The 18,290-nt window shown below is 68.4% G+C and carries 11 protein-coding genes; 3 read left to right on the top strand and 8 right to left on the bottom strand.

Annotation, left to right across the window (positions count from 1 at the left end; genetic code table 11):
* Positions 1 to 59: 59 nt before the first annotated feature.
* The 3 genes from H7J89_RS18885 to H7J89_RS18875 all read right to left on the bottom strand — a co-directional run bounded on the left by H7J89_RS18885 (position 60) and on the right by H7J89_RS18875 (position 5,669).
* Entirely contained in the window at positions 60 to 887 is an 828-nt protein-coding gene (locus H7J89_RS18885; protein WP_264045453.1) for an SDR family NAD(P)-dependent oxidoreductase, read from the bottom strand.
* Between the two features lie 88 nt (positions 888 to 975).
* Positions 976 to 4,704, bottom strand: a complete 3,729-nt coding sequence (locus H7J89_RS18880) for a multifunctional oxoglutarate decarboxylase/oxoglutarate dehydrogenase thiamine pyrophosphate-binding subunit/dihydrolipoyllysine-residue succinyltransferase subunit (RefSeq protein ID WP_264045451.1) — start codon at positions 4,702 to 4,704, stop codon at positions 976 to 978.
* 185 nt (positions 4,705 to 4,889) lie between these two features.
* A complete protein-coding gene (locus H7J89_RS18875) occupies positions 4,890 to 5,669 on the bottom strand; it encodes an EcsC family protein (protein WP_264045450.1) in 780 nt (259 codons plus the stop codon).
* Between the two features lie 222 nt (positions 5,670 to 5,891).
* Here H7J89_RS18875 and H7J89_RS18870 point away from each other — a divergent pair, with 222 nt between their 5' ends.
* The gene (locus tag H7J89_RS18870; protein ID WP_264045449.1) at positions 5,892 to 7,790 is read left to right on the top strand and encodes an MFS transporter; all 1,899 of its coding nucleotides are present in this window, start codon (positions 5,892 to 5,894) and stop codon (positions 7,788 to 7,790) included.
* 14 nt (positions 7,791 to 7,804) lie between these two features.
* Here H7J89_RS18870 and H7J89_RS18865 read toward each other — a convergent pair whose 3' ends face one another.
* Both H7J89_RS18865 and H7J89_RS18860 read right to left on the bottom strand, forming a co-directional pair.
* Complete coding sequence (locus tag H7J89_RS18865) at positions 7,805 to 11,215, bottom strand: TM0106 family RecB-like putative nuclease (protein WP_264045448.1); 3,411 nt, start codon at positions 11,213 to 11,215, stop codon at positions 7,805 to 7,807.
* 40 nt (positions 11,216 to 11,255) lie between these two features.
* Positions 11,256 to 11,855: an LppP/LprE family lipoprotein gene (locus tag H7J89_RS18860; protein WP_372513801.1), complete on the bottom strand. Its 600-nt coding sequence runs from the start codon at positions 11,853 to 11,855 to the stop codon at positions 11,256 to 11,258.
* Between the two features lie 152 nt (positions 11,856 to 12,007).
* Between H7J89_RS18860 and H7J89_RS18855 the strand changes: the two genes are divergently transcribed.
* Both H7J89_RS18855 and H7J89_RS18850 read left to right on the top strand, forming a co-directional pair.
* Positions 12,008 to 13,708 (top strand): DEAD/DEAH box helicase, encoded by a 1,701-nt coding sequence (locus tag H7J89_RS18855; RefSeq protein ID WP_264045447.1) that lies wholly within the window; start codon positions 12,008 to 12,010, stop codon positions 13,706 to 13,708.
* Entirely contained in the window at positions 13,705 to 14,844 is a 1,140-nt protein-coding gene (locus H7J89_RS18850) for an acyltransferase family protein (protein WP_264045446.1), read from the top strand. The genes H7J89_RS18855 and H7J89_RS18850 overlap by 4 nt, the downstream gene beginning before the upstream one ends.
* Before the next feature lie 40 nt (positions 14,845 to 14,884).
* Here the strand turns inward: H7J89_RS18850 and H7J89_RS18845 are convergent, their stop codons facing one another.
* The 3 genes from H7J89_RS18845 to H7J89_RS18835 all read right to left on the bottom strand — a co-directional run bounded on the left by H7J89_RS18845 (position 14,885) and on the right by H7J89_RS18835 (position 18,245).
* Positions 14,885 to 15,466 (bottom strand): TetR/AcrR family transcriptional regulator, encoded by a 582-nt coding sequence (locus tag H7J89_RS18845; protein ID WP_372513811.1) that lies wholly within the window; start codon positions 15,464 to 15,466, stop codon positions 14,885 to 14,887.
* Entirely contained in the window at positions 15,463 to 16,704 is a 1,242-nt protein-coding gene (locus H7J89_RS18840; RefSeq protein WP_264045444.1) for a cytochrome P450, read from the bottom strand. Before H7J89_RS18840 ends, H7J89_RS18845 begins: the two co-directional genes overlap by 4 nt.
* A gap of 173 nt (positions 16,705 to 16,877) precedes the next feature.
* Complete coding sequence (locus tag H7J89_RS18835; RefSeq protein WP_264045443.1) at positions 16,878 to 18,245, bottom strand: FAD-binding oxidoreductase; 1,368 nt, start codon at positions 18,243 to 18,245, stop codon at positions 16,878 to 16,880.
* Positions 18,246 to 18,290 lie beyond the last annotated feature (45 nt).

The following is an 18,290-nucleotide window of genomic DNA, read 5'->3' as shown; positions in this document are numbered from 1 at the left end:
TCGTGATGGCGTGCTGCGTCAGGCTATCCGCTACCCACAGTCCTTCGGTGGGCCGCCCATCACTGCTTGGGCATCAGCCGGCCCATGACGGGCCCGAAAAGCTGCTGATATCCCGGGCCGGTCAGCCGCACCAGGGCGTCCAGCACCTTCGCGTCCGTGCCGACCAGCACCCGGGCCTTCTTCTTGCGCACAGCCTCCAGGATGATCTGGGCGGCTCGCTGCGGGCTGGTCTTGGCGAGCCGCTTGTCGAACAGGCTGGCCAGCTGGGCCTGGTCGAGCCCCTCGGCGGCGGTGGCGTTGCGGGCGATCGCGGTCTTGATGCCGCCGGGGTGCACGGTGGTCACCGCCACGGGATGCCCGGCCGCCACCATTTCCTGTCGCAGCGCCTCGGTGAATCCCCGGACCGCGAACTTGGCCGAGTTGTAGGCCGCCTGCCCGGGCACCGAGAACAGCCCGAAGATGCTGGAGACATTGATGACGTGGCCGTCGCCGGAGGCGATCAGGTGCGGCAGGAATGCCTTGGTGCCGTTGACCACGCCCCAGAAGTCGACGTCCATCACCCGTTCGATGTCCTTGAACTGGCTGACTTCGACGTCACCGGTGAAGGCGATGCCGGCGTTGTTGTAGACCTGGTTGACCTTGCCGAAGTGCTCCTTGACCGCGTCGGCATAGGCCAGGAACGCCTCGCGTTCGGTCACGTCGAGCCGGTCCGCCTTGACGTCGGCCCCGATCGCCTTCAGCTGCGCCTCGGTTTCGGCCAGGCCCTCGACGTCGACGTCGCTGATCGCGACCTTGGCGCCCGAGCGGGCCAACTCAATGGCCAGGGCTTGCCCGATGCCCGAACCCGCGCCCGTCACCACGGCGACCTTGCCGGCGAACCCCTGCATGAGCACCCTTCCTTGTCGGCTCGTTTGCGTCGAGGCTAGCCGGTACCGGCGGTCACTCGTATCGGTGGGTGGTCGGGGATCGCGCCGTCTAGCGGAACGCCGTGTCGAGGATCTCCTGCTGTTCGACCGCGTGCACCTTCGACGAGCCCGAGGATGGGGCCGACATGGCCCGGCGCGAGATCCGCTTGAGCCCGGTCAGCTTGTCGGGCAGCAGTTCGGGGAGCTCGAGACCGAACCGCGGCCACGCACCCTGGTTGGCCGGCTCCTCTTGCACCCAGAAGAACTCGTTGGCGCCGGGGTAGCGGTCGAGCGTTTCGTTGAGCCGGCGCTTGGGCAGCGGGGCGAGCTGCTCGATGCGCACGATCGCGACGTCGTCCCGGTTGTCCTTGGCCTTGCGCGCCACCAGCTCGTAGTAGATCTTGCCGCTGGTCAGCAGGATCCTGGTGACCTTGGTGCGGTCACCGATGCCGTCCTCGTAGGTCGGCTCTTCGAGCACGGATCGGAACTTGATCTCGGTGAAGTCCCTGACGTCGCTGACGGCGGCCTTATTGCGCAGCATCGACTTCGGCGTGAAGACGATCAGCGGCCGCTGAACTCCGTCGAGGGCGTGCCGGCGCAGGAGATGGAAATAGTTCGACGGCGTCGACGGCACCGCGATGGTCATCGAACCCTCCGCCCACAGCTGCAGGAAGCGTTCGATGCGGCCGGAGGTGTGGTCGGGGCCCTGGCCTTCGTGGCCGTGCGGGAGCAGCAGCACCACGTTGGACAGCTGGCCCCACTTGGCCTCGCCGGAGCTGATGAACTCGTCGATGATCGACTGCGCGCCGTTGACGAAGTCGCCGAACTGCGCCTCCCACAGCACCAGGGCGTCCGGGTTGCCCACGGTGTAGCCGTACTCGAATCCGACGGCGGCGTACTCCGACAGCGGTGAGTCGTACACCAGGAACTTGCCGCCGGTGGGCGTCCCGTCGGTGTTCGTCGCCAGCAGTTGCAGCGGGGTGAACTCTTCGCCGGTGTTGCGGTCGATGATCACGGAATGCCGCTGGGAGAAGGTCCCGCGCCGGGTGTCCTGACCGGACAGCCGCACCAGCTTGCCCTCGGCCACCAGCGAACCCAGCGCCAGCAGCTCGCCAAATGCCCAGTCGATCTTGCCTTCGTAGGCCATCTCCCGGCGCTTTTCCAGCACCGGCTGCACCCGCGGGTGGGGGCTGAAGCCCTCCGGCAGGGCGAGGAACGCGTCACCGATGCGGGACAGCAACGCCTTGTCCACCGCGGTCGACAGTCCCGCGGGAAGCATCTGGTCGGCCTCGACGGATGCGCTCGGCTGGACGCCGTGCTTCTCCAGGTCCCGGACCTCGTTGAACACCCGTTCCAGCTGGCCCTGGTAGTCGCGCAACGCGTCCTCGGCCTCCTTCAGCGAGATGTCGCCGCGGCCGATCAGGGCTTCGGTGTAGCTCTTGCGGACCCCACGCTTGATGTCGACGACGTCGTACATGGCGGGGTTGGTCATCGACGGGTCATCGCCTTCGTTGTGACCGCGCTTGCGGTAGCACAGCATGTCGATGATGACGTCCTTCTTGAAATTCTGGCGGAAGTCGACGGCCAGCTGTGCCACCCATACGCAGGCTTCCGGGTCGTCGCCGTTGACGTGGAAGATCGGCGCCCCGATCATCTTGGCGACGTCGGTGCAGTATTCGCTGGATCGCGAATACTCCGGCGCGGTGGTGAAGCCGATCTGGTTGTTGACGATGATGTGGATCGTGCCGCCGACCCGGTAACCGGGCAGGTCCGCCATGTTCAGCGTCTCGGCGACGATGCCCTGGCCGGCGAAGGCGGCGTCACCGTGCAGCATCATCGGCACGACGGAGAAGGCCTTCTCGTCCCCGTCGTCGTGGGCGCCGCGGTTCAGCAGGTCCTGCTTGGCCCGGACGAGGCCCTCGAGCACCGGGTCCACGGCCTCGAGGTGCGACGGGTTGGCGGTCAAAGAGACCTGAATGTCGTTGTCGCCGAACATCTGCAGGTAGACGCCGGTGGCGCCGAGGTGGTACTTGACGTCACCGGAGCCGTGCGCCTGCGACGGGTTGAGGTTCCCCTCGAACTCGCTGAAGATCTGCGAGTACGGCTTGCCGACGATGTTGGCCAGCACGTTGAGCCGGCCGCGGTGCGGCATCCCGATGACCACCTCGTCGAGGCCGTGCTCGGCGCACTGGTCGATCGCCGCGTCCATCATCGGGATCACGCTTTCCGCACCTTCTAGCGAAAACCGTTTCTGTCCAACGTATTTTGTCTGCAAGAACGTCTCGAACGCCTCGGCGGCGTTCAGCTTGCTCAGGATGAATTTCTGCTCGGCCACCGTCGGTTTGACGTGTTTGGTCTCGACGCGCTGCTGCAGCCACTCCTGCTGCGAGGGCTCGAGGATGTGGGTGTATTCCACGCCGATGTGGCGGCAGTAGGCGTCGCGCAGCAAGCCCAGCACGTCGCGCAGCTTCTTGTACTCGCAGCCGGCAAAGCCGTTGACCTTGAACACCCGGTCGAGATCCCACAGCGTCAGCCCGTGGTTGAGGATTTCCAGGTCGGGGTGGCTGCGGAAGCGGCTGCCGTCCAACCGCAGCGGGTCGATGTCGGCCATCAGGTGGCCGCGGTTGCGGTAGGCAGCGATCAACTCCATCACCCGGGCGTTCTTGTCGACGATCGAGTCCGGGTTGTCGGTGCTCCACCGCACCGGCAGGTATGGGTTGCCCAGTTCGCGGAAGATGTCGTCCCAGAACGCGTCCGACAGCAGCATCTCGTGGATGGTGCGCAGGAAGTCACCGGATTCCGCGCCCTGAATGATCCGGTGATCATACGTCGAGGTCAGCGTGATCAGCTTGCCGATTCCCAGCTCGGCGATGCGCTCCTCGCTGGCGCCCTGGAACTCGGCGGGGTATTCCATCGCGCCGACGCCGATGATGGCACCCTGGCCGGCCATCAGCCGCGGCACCGAGTGCACCGTGCCGATGGTGCCCGGGTTGGTCAGCGAAATCGTCACGCCGGCAAAGTCTTCGGCGGTCAGCTTGCCGTCGCGGGCCCGGCGCACGATGTCCTCGTAGGCGGAGACGAATTCCGCGAAGCGCATCGTTTCGCAACCCTTGATGCCGGCCACCACCAGCGAACGCTTGCCGTCCTTGCCCTGCAGGTCGATGGCCAGGCCCAGGTTGGTGTGCGCCGGGGTGACCGCGGTGGGTTTGCCGTCGACCTCGGCGTAGTGCCGATTCATGTTCGGGAACTGCTTGATGGCCTGCACCAGCGCGTAGCCCAGCAGGTGGGTGAAGGAGATCTTGCCGCCGCGGGTGCGCTTGAGCTGGTTGTTGATGACGATCCGGTTGTCGATCATCAGCTTGGCCGGGACGGCTCGGACGCTGGTGGCGGTCGGCACGTCAAGCGAGGCTGACATGTTCTTGACGACGGCGGCCGCGGCGCCGCGCAGCGTCTGCAGCTCGTCGCCTTCCGCGGGCGGGGGAGTCGGGGCTTTGGCTTTGGCCGGTGCTGCCGCGGGGGCGCTGGCGGCCCCGTTGCCGGCGGCGGGTTGGGCCGGCGCCGCGGTCTGGGCGGGCGGCTGGGCGACCGGCGCGGGTGTTGCTTGCGGGGCGCTCGCGGCGGGCTGGCCGTCGCCGGCGGCCGGGGCGCTCGAGGCCGATTCGCCGGTCGGCTCGGGGTTGTAGTCGACCAGGAACTCGTGCCAGCTCGGATCCACCGACGAGGGATCATCGCGGAACTTGCGGTACATCTCCTCGACCAGCCATTCGTTCTGCCCGAATGGTGAACTTATGTTGCTCACGACCGCTGTTCGCCTCAATTCCTCTGTCTCGCAAGCGCTTACGCAGCTGTTGCGCGGTGCCTGTACATTTCTCGGGCCCCGGATTGTGGAGCATGTCACAGCAGTGGCGATGCTCAACGTTTCCCGCCCTATAAAGGCTAACCTTTCGCCAGCAATTCGCCAGGGAGACGGGGGTTCCAGGGGCGCTAGCCGGCTTCGTGGAACGGCGGCACCAGATGCAGGGCGCGCGGCCACCGCACCGGCGGGGCGCCGAACGCCCTGTCGGCGTTGCGGACGATCTTCCTGCCCGCGAAGTAGTTGCCCACGGCGCCGACGACGATCCCGATGCCCACCGGGAGCAGTTTGCCGAACACCAGGGCGCCGCGGCGCAGCGCGTACCGCTTGACCCACGACTTGAACAATCGCGAGTTCAGCCCTGACATCGACGACAGCGGCACGGCGGCCACGCTCTCGGAAATCCAGCCACCGTTGGTGCGGCTCGGGCCGAAGAGTTGGGTGACCGCTTCCTTACTGTTGTCGCCGACCAGCACCGACAGCACCAAAGCCCGGCGGCGCTCCCGGTGGTCGGCGGGGATGTCGTAGACCACCGCGACGGCCAACACGAAGAACGCGGTGGCCTCCAGGAACGTCACCGTTTCCGCCGCGGCGGCAGACAGTGCGCTCAAGGTGCCGATGCCGGGGATCGTCGCCGCCGCGCCCACCGCCATGCCGCTGGCCGTCACCATGCCCACGTAGCGCTTCTGCAGCTTGGTGAGGATGTCGGCCGGGCTGCTGCTCGGGTGCGCGTTGCGCAGCCGGGACACATAGGCCTCGGCCGCCGGTCCTTGGATCCGCGAGCTCCGCTCGATGACCTGGGCCAAAGCCCGCGCGGACGTCTTGGGCCGGCCGTTGGTGGACGTCGGCGCCTGCTCCGCGTGCGACATGCTAAAAAACCGGTTCGAAGACCGCTTCCGTCGGGCCCGCATCTTGCCTCTCCTGCAAATGGCGTCCTACCAGGCTAACCTGCGCCCCACAGAACGCCGACCGAACACGAAACCTTCCGCGTGGTGTACCCCGGATCGGGTCCGTCGCTGCCCTCAATCGCGTCAGCGGCCATAATGCAGGCTGGATGTCCGTGACGGTCCGGGCCGCCGACAGACCGGCCCCGTCCAGCCGGGCATCCACGGAAGCTGAAACGAGGTGGCTAGATGACCGCGGCGACGCCTCCGTCGTCCGGCGTAACCCGGCGCGCGGCGCCGAACCCAGCCCACCTCACCAAGCGCTGGAACTTCCTCACCCAGAACTCACCGCAATCCCAGAAGCCCTGGAACGCGCTCTGGGCGATGATGATCGGCTTCTTCATGATCATGGTCGACTCGACCATCGTCGCCATCGCGAACCCGACGATCATGACCAAGTTGCACATCGGCTACGACACGGTGGTCTGGGTGACCAGCGCCTACCTGCTGGGTTATGCGGTCGTGCTGCTGGTGGCCGGGCGGCTCGGTGACCGATTCGGGACCAAAAACCTGTACCTGATCGGTCTGGTGGTGTTCACCGTCGCCTCGGTGTGGTGCGGCCTGTCGGGCAGCGCCGCCATGCTGATCGCCGCCCGGGTGGTGCAGGGTGTCGGCGCCGGGGTGCTCACCCCGCAGACCTTGTCGACGATCACCCGGATCTTCCCGCCGGAGCGGCGCGGCGTCGCGGTAAGCCTGTGGGGAGCCACCGCCGGGGTCGCCAGCCTGGTGGGCCCGCTGGCCGGCGGCGTGCTGGTCGACGGGCTGGGCTGGCAGTGGATCTTCTTCGTCAACGTCCCCATCGGCGTGGTCGGGCTTGCGCTGGCGTACTGGCTGGTCCCGGTGCTGCCCACCCAGGCACACCGGTTCGACGTGGTCGGCGTCGCGCTGTCCGGCGCCGGGATGTTCCTGATCGTGTTCGGGCTGCAACAGGGCCAGGGCGCGCACTGGCAACCGTGGATCTGGGCGATGCTGGTCGCCGGAGTCGGGTTCATGACGGTGTTCGTGTTCTGGCAGTCGATGAACACCGACGAGCCGCTGATTCCCCTGGTGATCTTCCGTGACCGCGACTTCGGCCTGTGCAACGTCGGGGTGGCCATCGTTTCGTTCGCCGCGACGGCAATGATGCTGCCGCTGACGTTCTACGCGCAGGCGGTGTGCGGGCTGTCGCCGACGCGCTCGGCCCTGCTGATCGCGCCGATGGCGATCGCCAACGGTGTGTTCGCGCCGTTCGTCGGCAGGATGGTCGACAAATACCATCCACGGCCGGTCCTCGGGTTCGGCTTCTCGGTGCTGGCGATAGCACTGACCTGGCTCACCTTCGAGATGTCGCCGGCGACGCCGATCTGGCGGCTGGTGTTGCCCTTCTTCGCTTCGGGCGTCGGGATGGCGTTCGTGTGGTCGCCGCTGACCGCCACCGCGACGCGCAACCTGCCTTCTCGGCTGGCCGGCGCGGGCTCCGCCGTGTACAACTCGGTCCGCCAGCTCGGCGCGGTGCTCGGAAGCGCCGGCATGGCCGCGTTCATGACCGCACGGATCGGCGCCGAGATGCCGCCGCAGCCGTCCGGCGGTGTCGGCGAGGAGGCGCCCGCCACGTTGCAACTGCCCGAATTCCTGCGCGACCCCTTCGCGGCCGCCATGTCGCAATCGGTGCTGTTGCCCGCGTTCATCGCGCTGTTCGGAATCGTGGCCGCCTTGTTCTTGCTCGGCTACGCGCCGTCGGCAATGTCTGGCGGCCCACCCGGGGTGGGCGACCTGGTCGGCGACGACTATGACGACGACGACTACGTCGAATTCATCCTTCTTCGGGAACCCGAGGCCGCCCCGGCATCGCGCGCGGCGAACGGGCGGGAAAGCCGTGCCGGGACGCCGGCCGATCGGCCCGCGCGCCCGCGCCCGCCGTCGGCATGGCACAGTCGGCGCGACGACCCCGTTCCGAACGGTGGCCCAATCGGTTTCGCGCACAACGGCTCCCATGTCGACACCCGCCAGCGCTTCCGTCCGGTAACCGAACTCTCGGCGCGCGGTCACCGGCACCGCGATGCCGACGACGACCCGACCGGCTCCGGTCGCCACTCGTCCGGCAACTAGGGCCGGGCCGGTCGTCACGTCGACCGCGTCAACGCCAGAAACGCGCCCAGGTCGATCAGCCCCGCGGGCATGCTGGGCAGGTACTCGGTCAGCGACCCCGAGCGCACGATGACAGCCGCGTACTGGGCCCGGCTGATGGCTACGTTGAGTCGGTTCCTGTTGAGCAGGAACGACATTCCGCGCGGCACCAGGTCCGCGGAAGAGGCCGTCATCGAGATGAACACCACCGGCGCCTGCCCGCCCTGGAACTTGTCGACCGTGCCAACCCGGATCCCGCCGAGCCCGGCGGCGGCCAACCGCCGGCGCAGCAGCGCCACCTGGGCGTTGTAGGGCGCCAGCACCAACACGTCGGAAGCGGTCAGGGGCCGGGTGCCCTGCTCATCGGTCCACGGTGTGCCGAGCAGCCGATCGATCTCGGCGGCGATCGCGTCGGCCTCCTCGGGGCTCTCCGTCGAGTTGCCGTGGTGCCCTACGGTGAGCGTCCGCACGCCGGGCCGGTAGCCGGCGAGGCGTCGGGCGGCGCTGCACTCGTGGGAACGCAGCCTGCCCTCGTAGGACAGGGCGGACACCGCGGCGCACACCGCCGGGTGCATCCGGTACGAGAGGTCGAGGAAATAGCCCCGCTCGTTGGGCAGCGTGCGCTGGCCGTCCACCAGCCAGTCGAGGGCGGACGTGTCAACCGGGTCGGGATGGGTTCCCTGGCTGACCTGCGGCAGCTGCTGGGGGTCACCGAGCAGCAACAGGTTCGCCGCGGCCGGCGCCACGGCGACGGTGTTGGCCAGACAGAATTGCCCCGCCTCGTCGATCACCAGCAGGTCCAGGCTCGCGCGCGGGACCCGATTGGCGTTGGCGAAATCCCATGCGGTTCCGCCCACCACGCAGCCCGCGGTGTCGGCGATGAATGCGGCGTAAGCGCCGCCGTCGATCTCCTGCCAGCGCGGGGCGCTGTGGTCGTTGCGTTTCTTCGCCACCCGCACCGGCTCCAGCCCGGCGTCGATGACGCAGTCCAACAGGTTCTCCACCGCGGCATGCGATTGCGCCACGACGCCGACGCGCCAGCCGTGGTCGGTGACCAGGCGCTGGATCACGCGGGCGGCGGTATGCGTTTTGCCGGTGCCCGGCGGTCCATGCACCGCCAGGTACGACGAATCCAAATCCCGCACCGCGGTGGCGATGTCGGCCGCAGTGTCGGCGCCATGCGGGGGCGCGGTCCCGCTGCGGGTGCGGGGCGCGCGGCGCAGCAGGATGTCGGCGATGGCGTTGCGGGGTAGCTGCGGCAAGCCGGCCGCCACGGCGGCGGCCGTCGCCTCGATCGACTCGCGCAGTACGGTCGTCGGAATCGGCGGGCCCGGGGTGAGCGCGAACGGGAGTTGGTGAAATGGCTTGCCGTCGTTGCCCACTCGCTCAACGATGGTCACCTCGGTGGGCAGCGCCGGATCGTCGGCCTCGACGACGGTGGCGCGTCCGGCCGCCCGCCGGTCGGGATCATCCGACATCCCCGGCGGGGCCGGCGGGTCGTAGAGCGCGAAGACGTCGGCCACCAACTCCCCGCGTGCCAGCTCGCCGCGCAATCGGACCCGTCGCTGCGGCTTGCGCGCGCGGGGCGGCGTGTTCCACTCCACGCTGACGGACGCGTGCTCGGCGATGAAGACGTCCGTGTTGTCCGCCCACTCCTCGACGGGGAAGTTCAGCCGGTCAAAGTGGGCCCACCAGAACGGTTTGTCCTCGCGCCGGTGGTAGCCGCGCGCCGCGGCCAGCAGTGCCACCGCCGTCTGCTCGGGCGTGCGCTCACCGACGGCGGCGTCACCGGTGAACGCCGACAAGGTCACCGCCAACTGGTCACGGTCCTCGACGGTGTTGCCGCCCCGGACGGGCTGGGCGCCGACCGGTACGACGCCGGATTCGTAGGCGCGCAACATCAACCAGTTACGCAGTTCCTGGGTCGAGCGGCAGTCGTAGTGGTTGTAGTCCTCGATCTCCTTGAGCACGGAGGCGGCCTCGTCTGGGCGGCCGTCGGCCTGAAGTTCGCAGTACCGGGCGTAGGAGGTGATCGAACCGGTGGCCGTGGTCACGTCGCCGGCCCGCAGCTGCGCTCCCATATAGAGCGGTTCCAGCGCCTTCAAGCTGAACGACTCCGCACCCACGCGAATACTCTTGCGCACCAACGGGTAAAGGTCCACGAGTGTTCCGCTGCGGAGCAGTTCGTCAACCTGGTCCTCGCCGACCCCGTAGCGGCCGGCGAGCCGCAGCAGCGCGGTCTTCTCGTACGGCGCGTAGTGATAGATGTGCATGTTCGGCCGGCGCTTGCGGCGCTTGGCCACCATCGCCAGGAAATCGGTCAGCGCCTTGCGTTCGTCCACCCGGTTGTGCGCCCACAACGGACGGAACGTGCCGGCCGGCCCCGCTTCCAGGACGCCGAACAGGTATTCCAGACCCCACTCCCGCCCGTCGACAGTCCACAGCGGGTCGCCCTCGAAGTCGAAGAACAGGTCGCCTGGGTCCGGTTCGGGTAACAGCGTCAGCGGCTGCGGGTCGACGATCTCGAAAAGAGGCGTGCCGGTCTCGCGTTGGCGGACTTGAAGACTCGCCTGAGCGGTCAGTTTGCCGATCGCGCCGGACGAGATGTCGGCCACCGGGCCGGCGTGCCGCGCGAGCTCGGACACCGTGGTGATTCCGGCGTCGATCAACCTGTCCCGCTGGCCCACTCGCATGCCGGCGACCAGCAGCAGATCGTCGGTGGCCCGCAACTGCTCGGTGCACAACGGGCAACGCAAACAGGCGCCCACGCCCTCGTCATCCCAGCGAACCGCGGCGCCCCCGGCGTGGTGCTCGTCGAGGAGCCGCTGCAATCGGGCGCGCTGAGAGCGGTAGACCGGAACGAGGTCGCGGACGCGGTAGCGCGCCGCCGTCCCGTCGCCCAGGTGCAGTTCGGCCTCGGTGGCCACCGGCACACCGGATGCGGCCAGCGCGTCGGCGTACGCGGCCAGCTGGAGCAGCGCGGTGACGTTGGCCGAACGGGCCAGCTTGGTGTCGATCACTCGGTACTGCTCGCCGTCTCGCACCAAGAAGTCGGCGAAGCCGAGGAAGCGGCCGTCGAACATGGCGGCCTGATACACCGCGGGCGCCCCGCCGGCGATGGCGCGCCGGGTCGCCTCGGCGGCCGCCGCGAGGCCGGCGGGCGTGTAGGCCGGACGGCCGATAACCGCAACGCCGCCATCGCCGAACTGCTCGCGCAGCCGGTCCAATTCGCGTCGCTCGTGCTCATTCCCGAGGACAGCGGTCCGCGCGAGCAGATCGTCCTCGACCGTGGCGGTGGGGCCCCAGCCCAGCTTCGCGTCGAAATCCCGCAACAGGGCGTACTCGCAGCGGGCTGCGGCGGCGAGGTCCGACGCGCTGTACACGATGCTGTCGCCGGTGACGAACACAGCAGCAACTGTAGGTGAGGGGACTGACGGAAAGGCGGGCTCAGTGACCCGGTGCGTTACCGATCAGCTCCACGCCGTTGCCGTTCCAGTGGAATCGCACATCGGTGTTCAACCCGTTGATGCCGCTGGGGTAGGTCAGGGCCACCGTGTCGCCGGTGGTCTGCGACGCGTCGACGCCATTGAACCCGTAGGTGTCGGGCACCCCCTGCGGGATGAACTGCCCGAGGTGGAAGAGCACCGCCCGGGTGGTGGGGTTGACGGCGTTGGTGTTCGCCTTGATGATCACCGCCGACAGCTGGGCGCACTGGTTGTAGTTGCCGGCCAGCGGCTCGGGGTTCCAGCCTTGCTGGCTGCGCGGGTCGCGCGGGAGCTCGGAGACCACCTTCGCGATCGTGGGGGAGGCGAGGTTGACCGCGCACGGGTCCGCCGGCGCGGCGTTGCTGCCGGGTGGCGCGGCGGCGCCGGAAGGCTGAGCCGGGGCGGTGATGGACGGGGTGTCCGTAGTCGTCGTAGCCTGCGGCGTCTTCGCGACCGTGGAGTCTCCCGAACCACAGCCGGTCAACGTCAAGGCGATCATCGCGAGAGCTGCCGAGCCGGTCAGTGGCTCGGTACGGCGGGGTATCGACCACACATCGCGCACCGTACCGTCATCGCGCGCGCCGTTGTGACAGGCGTGGCCGGGCCCGGCGCGGCTGTGCTCATGATCACGGGGCCAAACCGCGGGGCCCGATGGTGGTGACCCGCAGCGCTCAGCTCCGCTGAGCTCGCGATCACCACTAGACTCCTTGGACGATGACCCTCCCGGACACCTCGCCTGAGGCTGCCTCTCCGACGTTTGCCGACCTGCAGATCCACCCCTCGGTCCTGCGGGCGATCGCCGACGTCGGCTACGAGTCACCCACCGGCATCCAAGCGGCGACGATTCCGGCGCTGATGGAGGGCTCGGACGTGGTCGGCCTCGCGCAGACCGGCACCGGCAAGACCGCGGCGTTCGCGATCCCGATCCTGTCCAAGATCGACGCCACCAGCAGGGCGACTCAGGCGCTGGTGCTGGCCCCCACCCGGGAGCTGGCGCTGCAGGTGGCCGAGGCGTTCAGCCGTTACGGGGCCCACCTGCCGAAGATCAACGTGCTGCCGATCTACGGCGGTTCCTCCTATACGGTTCAGCTGGCCGGGCTGCGGCGCGGCGCCCAGGTGGTGGTCGGCACCCCCGGCCGGGTGATCGACCATCTCGAACGCGGGACGCTTGACCTCTCACACGTCGACTACCTGGTACTCGACGAGGCCGACGAGATGCTCACCATGGGCTTCGCCGAGGACGTCGAACGCATCCTGGCCGACACCCCCGAGTACAAACAGGTCGCCCTCTTCTCGGCGACGATGCCGGCGGCGATCCGCAAGCTCACCACCAAGTACCTGCACGATCCGCTCGAGGTCACCACCAAGGCGAAAACCGCTACCGCGGAGAACATTTCACAGCGCTACATCCAGGTCGCCGGTCCGCGCAAGATGGACGCGCTGACCCGGGTGCTGGAAGTCGAGCCGTTCGAGGCGATGATCGTCTTCGTGCGCACCAAGCAGGCCACCGAGGAAGTCGCGGAAAAGCTAAGGGCCCGAGGGTTTTCCGCGGCTGCCATCAACGGCGACATCCCTCAGGGCCAGCGGGAGCGGACCGTCGCCGCGCTGAAGGACGGTGGCATCGACATCCTGGTCGCCACCGACGTGGCCGCGCGCGGGCTGGACGTGGAGCGGATATCGCACGTCCTCAATTACGACATCCCGCACGACACCGAGTCCTATGTGCACCGCATCGGACGCACCGGCCGGGCCGGGCGCTCGGGGACCGCGCTGCTGTTCGTCTCCCCGCGAGAGCGCCACCTGCTCAAAGCGATTGAGAAGGCGACGCGGCAAACGCTCACCGAGGCCGAGCTGCCCACCGTCGAGGACGTCAATGCCCAGCGGGTGGCGAAGTTCGCCGATTCCATCACCACCGCGCTCGGCCGTCCGGGAATCGATCTGTTCCGCAAGCTGGTCGAGGACTACGAACGCGAGCACGATGTCCCATTGGCCGACATAGCCGCGGCGCTGGCGCTACAGTCCCGCGACGGCGAAGAATTCCTGATGTCGCCGGAGCCGCCGCGCGAGCGACGCGAGCGGCACGCCGAACATCGCGAGCGTACCGAAAAGCCCAGGCAGACCAAACCCTTCACCACCTACCGCATCGCGGTGGGCAAGCGGCACAAGATCGGCCCCGGCTCGATTGTCGGCGCCATCGCCAACGAGGGCGGCCTGCATCGCAGCGATTTCGGCCACATCGCGATCGGCCCGGACTTCTCGCTGGTGGAGTTGCCGGCCAAGCTACCCAAGTCGACCCTGAAAAAGCTCGAGCACACCCGCATTTCGGGGGTGCTGATCAACCTTCAGCCGGACCGGTCGGCGACCAAGCCCCGCAGCCGGGACGGCGGAAAGCCGCGCAGGAAACACACCGGATGACCCTGTCCGAAGAACAAGACGCCCAGGGCGGACTCGAACAGACCGCCCACGTCGACCGGGTCGCCTCCCTGACCGGAATCCGCGCCGTCGCAGCCCTTCTCGTCGTCGGCACCCATGCGGCCTACACCACCGGCAAGTACACCCACGGCTATTGGGGCCTGGTCGGCTCCCGGCTGGAGATCGGCGTGCCGATCTTCTTCGTGCTCTCCGGCTTCCTGCTGTTCCGCCCATGGTTGAAGTCCGCCGCCACCGGCGGGCCGCCACCGTCGCTGAGTCGCTATGCGCGGAACCGGGTTCGGCGCATCATGCCGGCCTACGTCGTCACCGTGCTGTTCGCCTACGTGCTGTACCACTTCCGCGAGGCGGGACCCAACCCGGGGCACACGTGGCTCGGCCTGGTGCGCAACCTGACGCTGACGCAGATCTACTGCAACGGCTACCTGGGGAAATACCTGCATCAGGGCCTGACCCAGATGTGGAGCCTCGCGGTGGAAGCGTCCTTCTACGTGCTACTCCCGCTGCTGGCATATGTGCTGCTGGTGCTCGTCTGCCGGCGGCGGTGGCAGCCGAGGTTACTGCTGGCCGCGCTGGCCGCGCTGACGCTGATCAGCCCGGCGTGGCTGATCCTGGTGCACACCGATCACTGGTTTCCGGACGGCGCGCGACTGTGGCTGCCCACCTACCTGGCCTGGTTCCTCGCCGGGATGCTGCTGGCCGTGCTGCAGGCAATGGGCGTGCGCGGCTACGCGTTCGTGGCCATACCGCTGGCCACGATCTGCTACTTCATCGTCTCGACTCCCATCGCCGGCGCGCCCACCACGTCGCCGGCGACGCTGAGCGAGGCCCTGTTCAAGACCTGCTTCTACGCCGTGATCGCCGCGCTCGCGGTGGCGCCGCTGGCCCTGGGTGACCAGGGCTGGTACTGGCGGCTGCTGGCGACGCGGCCGATGGTGTGGCTGGGGGAGATCTCCTACGAAATCTTCCTCATCCACCTGATCACCATGGAATTCGCCATGGTCTACGTCGTCCGCGCCCACGTGTACACCGGCTCGATGCTCGGCCTCTTCGTCGCGACGATGGCGCTGACCATCCCGTTGGCCTGGCTGCTGCACCGCTTCACGCGGGTGCGGGCCTGAGCGCCCGGGTCGTCGGGTCCCGTTCTGACGAAACGAACGACTAGCCCCGGGCGGAAACCGGCGTGACGATCGGCACGACGAACTCTTCGATCATCGCCCGCTCGTCGGCGTCGTCTCGGCCCGGGAACTGCAGCAGCGAAGTGATCACTCGCACCACCCAGCGAGCCCGGCGCTCCACCACGGCGGCATCTTCCGGCCCCAGTGAACCGACGAACGCGGCCGCCAGGGCGGTGATCACCTCGGACTGCCCGGCCACCTCGGCGCCGATCGGCGGCCGGGTGATGGCGAACCACGACGCCAACGCGCGGCTGCCGCGAACCATCCGCAGCGTGGCGGTGATGCTCGCGACGAGCCGTTCCCGGGGATCGTCGATGCCGCCGATCTGCTCCTTGATCGCGCGGCTGAGCCGACGGGTTTCGCGGTGCACGTAGGCGGTTCGCAGCGCCTCGCGGTTCTCGAAGTACCGGTACAGCGTCGCGCGGGAACAGCCGGCGGCCCTGGCGATGTCGTTCATGCCGATCGAAGCCTGGTCACGCTCGGTATAGAGCTGCTCGGCCGCGTCGAGGATCCGGTCCGCGGCCGCTTCGGTGCGGTGCGTACCCAGCCAGTCGTTCGACATCAGCGCTTCACCCGGATCGGTACCGACAACGGGCGCCGCACGTAGCTGCCCCCCGACCAGACGACCGCGGACTCGTCGACCTCGAAATCCGGGCAGCGGGTGAGCAGTTCGGTCAGGGCGACCCGCGATTGCATCCGCGCCGCCGCCGCGCCCAGGCAGTGGTGCGCGCCGTGGCTGAAGGTCATGATGTTGCGCGGGCGGCGCGTCACGTCGAGTTCGCCGGCGTCCGGACCGTATTGGCGTTCGTCGCGGTTCGCCGACCCATACAGCAGGAACACTTTGCGACCGGCGGGGATGGTGGTGTCGCCGATCGTCACGTCGCGGGTGGTCGTGCGGGCCAATCCCTGCACCGGCGAGGTCAGCCGGAGCAGCTCCTCGACCGCGTCGGGGATCAGCCCCAGATCGTCGGCAAGAAGGCGGCGCTGGTCGGGCCGTTGATGCAGCAAAGGCATTGAGCCGCCGAGCATTCCGGTGGTGGTGTCGTTGCCGCCGGTGACCATGGTGAACGTGAACGCCAGCACCGACAGCGTGCCGGCGATATCTCCGTCGGCGCCCACGCCGGCGGCCACCAGGTGCGAGATGGTGTCGTCCTCGGGCTCGGTCCGGCGGCGCTCGATCAAGGCGGTGAAGTAGGCCATCATCGACCCGACGGCATCACCGACCGTTTCCAGTGCACCGGCGACGCCGCCCTCGACGGTGTTGGCGGCGACGATCACATCGGTCCATCCGTCGAATTGCGCCCGATCCGCCTCGGGGACACCGAGGTAGTGCGCGACCACCATCGACGGCAGGGGTTTGAACAACTCGGTGACGATGTCGCCGCCGCCATTCGCGCGCAGCCGCTCGATGCGCTCGACGACGAACTCGCGCACCTTGGGCTCCACCGCCTCCACCTGTCGGGGCGTGAAGCCGCGCGACACCAGTTTCCGAAACTCGGTGTGCACCGGCGGATCCTGCATGACGAACGGTGGATTATCCTGCAGCCCAATCATTTCCAGGTCGCCGTAGTTGACGGTCAATCCCTGCGCGGAGGAAAACGTCTCGTGGTCGCGGGCGGCGGCCCACACGTCGGCGTGCCGGGACAGCACGTAGTAGTCGTGGTCGGGCCGCCTTGCCGGCACGACGTGGTGCACCGGATCGTGGTCGCGAAGCGCGCGGTACATCGGCCACGGATCCCGCCAGGTGTCGGCGGTCGCCAGCTCGAACTTGACCGGTGCGTTATGAGACATAACCGAGGTCATGTCTCATTCGTACGACAATCCTGGGGTAATGTCAACTGTCCTACCGCTGAGCGCCCGGCCAGCAGGGCAGTCGACGTTGAGCGCCCTGCCCGCCGGGCGACGAGTCCGGCGAGCGCCCGGCCAGCAGGGCAGTTGACGTTGAGCGCCCGGCCTGCCGGGCGACGAGTAGAGAACTAGATCCCCGCGCCCGGGTTGAGGATGCCCCGGGGGTCCAGGGCCTGCTTGATCCGCCGGTTGAGGTCCATCACCTCGGGCCCGAGGTAGCCGGCCAGCCACGGGCGCTTCAACCGGCCGACGCCGTGCTCGCCGGTGATCGTCCCGCCGAGCCCGACGGCCAGATCCATGATCTCGCCGAAGGCCAGGTGGGCCCGCTCGGTCATCGCGCGGTCCGCGGGGTCGTACACGATCAACGGGTGGGTGTTGCCGTCACCGGCGTGGGCGATCACCGAGATGGTCAGGTCACGCTCGGCGGCGATGCGCGCGATGCCGGTGACCAGGCTGCCCAGCGCCGGCAGCGGGACCCCGACATCCTCGAGCAGCAGCGACCCCTTCGCCTCGACCGCGGGAATGCAGAATCGGCGGGCGGCGACGAATGCCTCGCCCTCGTCGGGGTCGTCGGTCGAAAACACCTCCGTCGCACCGTTTTCGGCGAACACCGCGGCCATGATCCGGGCGTCGTCGCTGCCGGCCCCGCCGCGTTCGTCGGACCCGGCCACCAGCATCGCGGCCGCCCCCCGGTCCAGGTCCATGCGCAAGGTGTCCTCGACGGCGTTGATGGCCACCGAATCCATGAACTCCAGCATCGACGGGCGCAACCGCGCGGTGACCCCGAGCACCGCATCGACCGCCGCCTCGACCGTGGCGAAGCCGGCCACCACGATGCTGGACGCGTTCTGCTTGGGCACCAGGCGCAGCGTGACCTCGGTGACGACACCCAGGGTGCCTTCGCTGCCGACGAAAAGCTTCGTCAGCGACAGCCCCGCGACGTCCTTGAGCCGGGGACCGCCGAGCCGGACCGCCGTGCCGTCGGCCAGCACCACCTGCATCCCCAGCACGTAGTCGGTGGTGACGCCGTACTTCACGCAACACAGGCCGCCCGCGTTGGTGGCGATGTTGCCGCCGATGCTGCAGATCTCGAACGACGACGGATCGGGGGGATACCACAGGCCGTGCTCGGCGGCGGCCTTCTTGACCTCGGCGTTGAACAAACCCGGCTGGCACACCGCGGTGCGGGTGACCGGGTCGACGGTGATGTCGCGCATCTTCTCCGTCGACAGGACGATCCCGTTGTCCAGCGCCGTCGCCCCACCGGACAGGCCGCTGCCGGCGCCCCGGGTCACCACCGGGACCGCGTGAGCACAGGCCCAGCGCAACACGGTTTGCACGTCCGCGGTGCACCGCGGCCGGACCACGGCCAACGGTTTGCCGGCCGACGGGTCGAACGCGCGGTCCTGGCGGTAGCCCTCGGTCACGGTCGGGTCGGTGACGACCATGCCGTCGGGCAGGCCGGCGATGAGCTCGGCCAGGACATCAGCGGTCACGGACCGATCCTACGGGCCCATGGGCGCTGTACAGTTGAGCGATTC

The organism is Mycobacterium paraffinicum, assembly GCF_025822865.1.
GTDB lineage: Bacteria > Actinomycetota > Actinomycetes > Mycobacteriales > Mycobacteriaceae > Mycobacterium > Mycobacterium paraffinicum.
This window is presented reverse-complemented; position numbering and strand designations above follow the sequence as displayed.

Bases quoted from the DNA above. Each gene is read 5' to 3' on its own strand.
- H7J89_RS18885 (WP_264045453.1), bottom strand. From the start codon at position 887: ATGCAGGGGTTCGCCGGCAAGGTCGCCGTGGTGACGGGCGCGGGTTCG.
- H7J89_RS18875 (WP_264045450.1), bottom strand. From the start codon at position 5,669: ATGCGGGCCCGACGGAAGCGGTCTTCGAACCGGTTTTTTAGCATGTCG.
- H7J89_RS18870 (WP_264045449.1), top strand. From the start codon at position 5,892: ATGACCGCGGCGACGCCTCCGTCGTCCGGCGTAACCCGGCGCGCGGCG.
- H7J89_RS18855 (WP_264045447.1), top strand. From the start codon at position 12,008: ATGACCCTCCCGGACACCTCGCCTGAGGCTGCCTCTCCGACGTTTGCC.
- H7J89_RS18850 (WP_264045446.1), top strand. From the start codon at position 13,705: ATGACCCTGTCCGAAGAACAAGACGCCCAGGGCGGACTCGAACAGACC.
- H7J89_RS18840 (WP_264045444.1), bottom strand. From the start codon at position 16,704: ATGACCTCGGTTATGTCTCATAACGCACCGGTCAAGTTCGAGCTGGCG.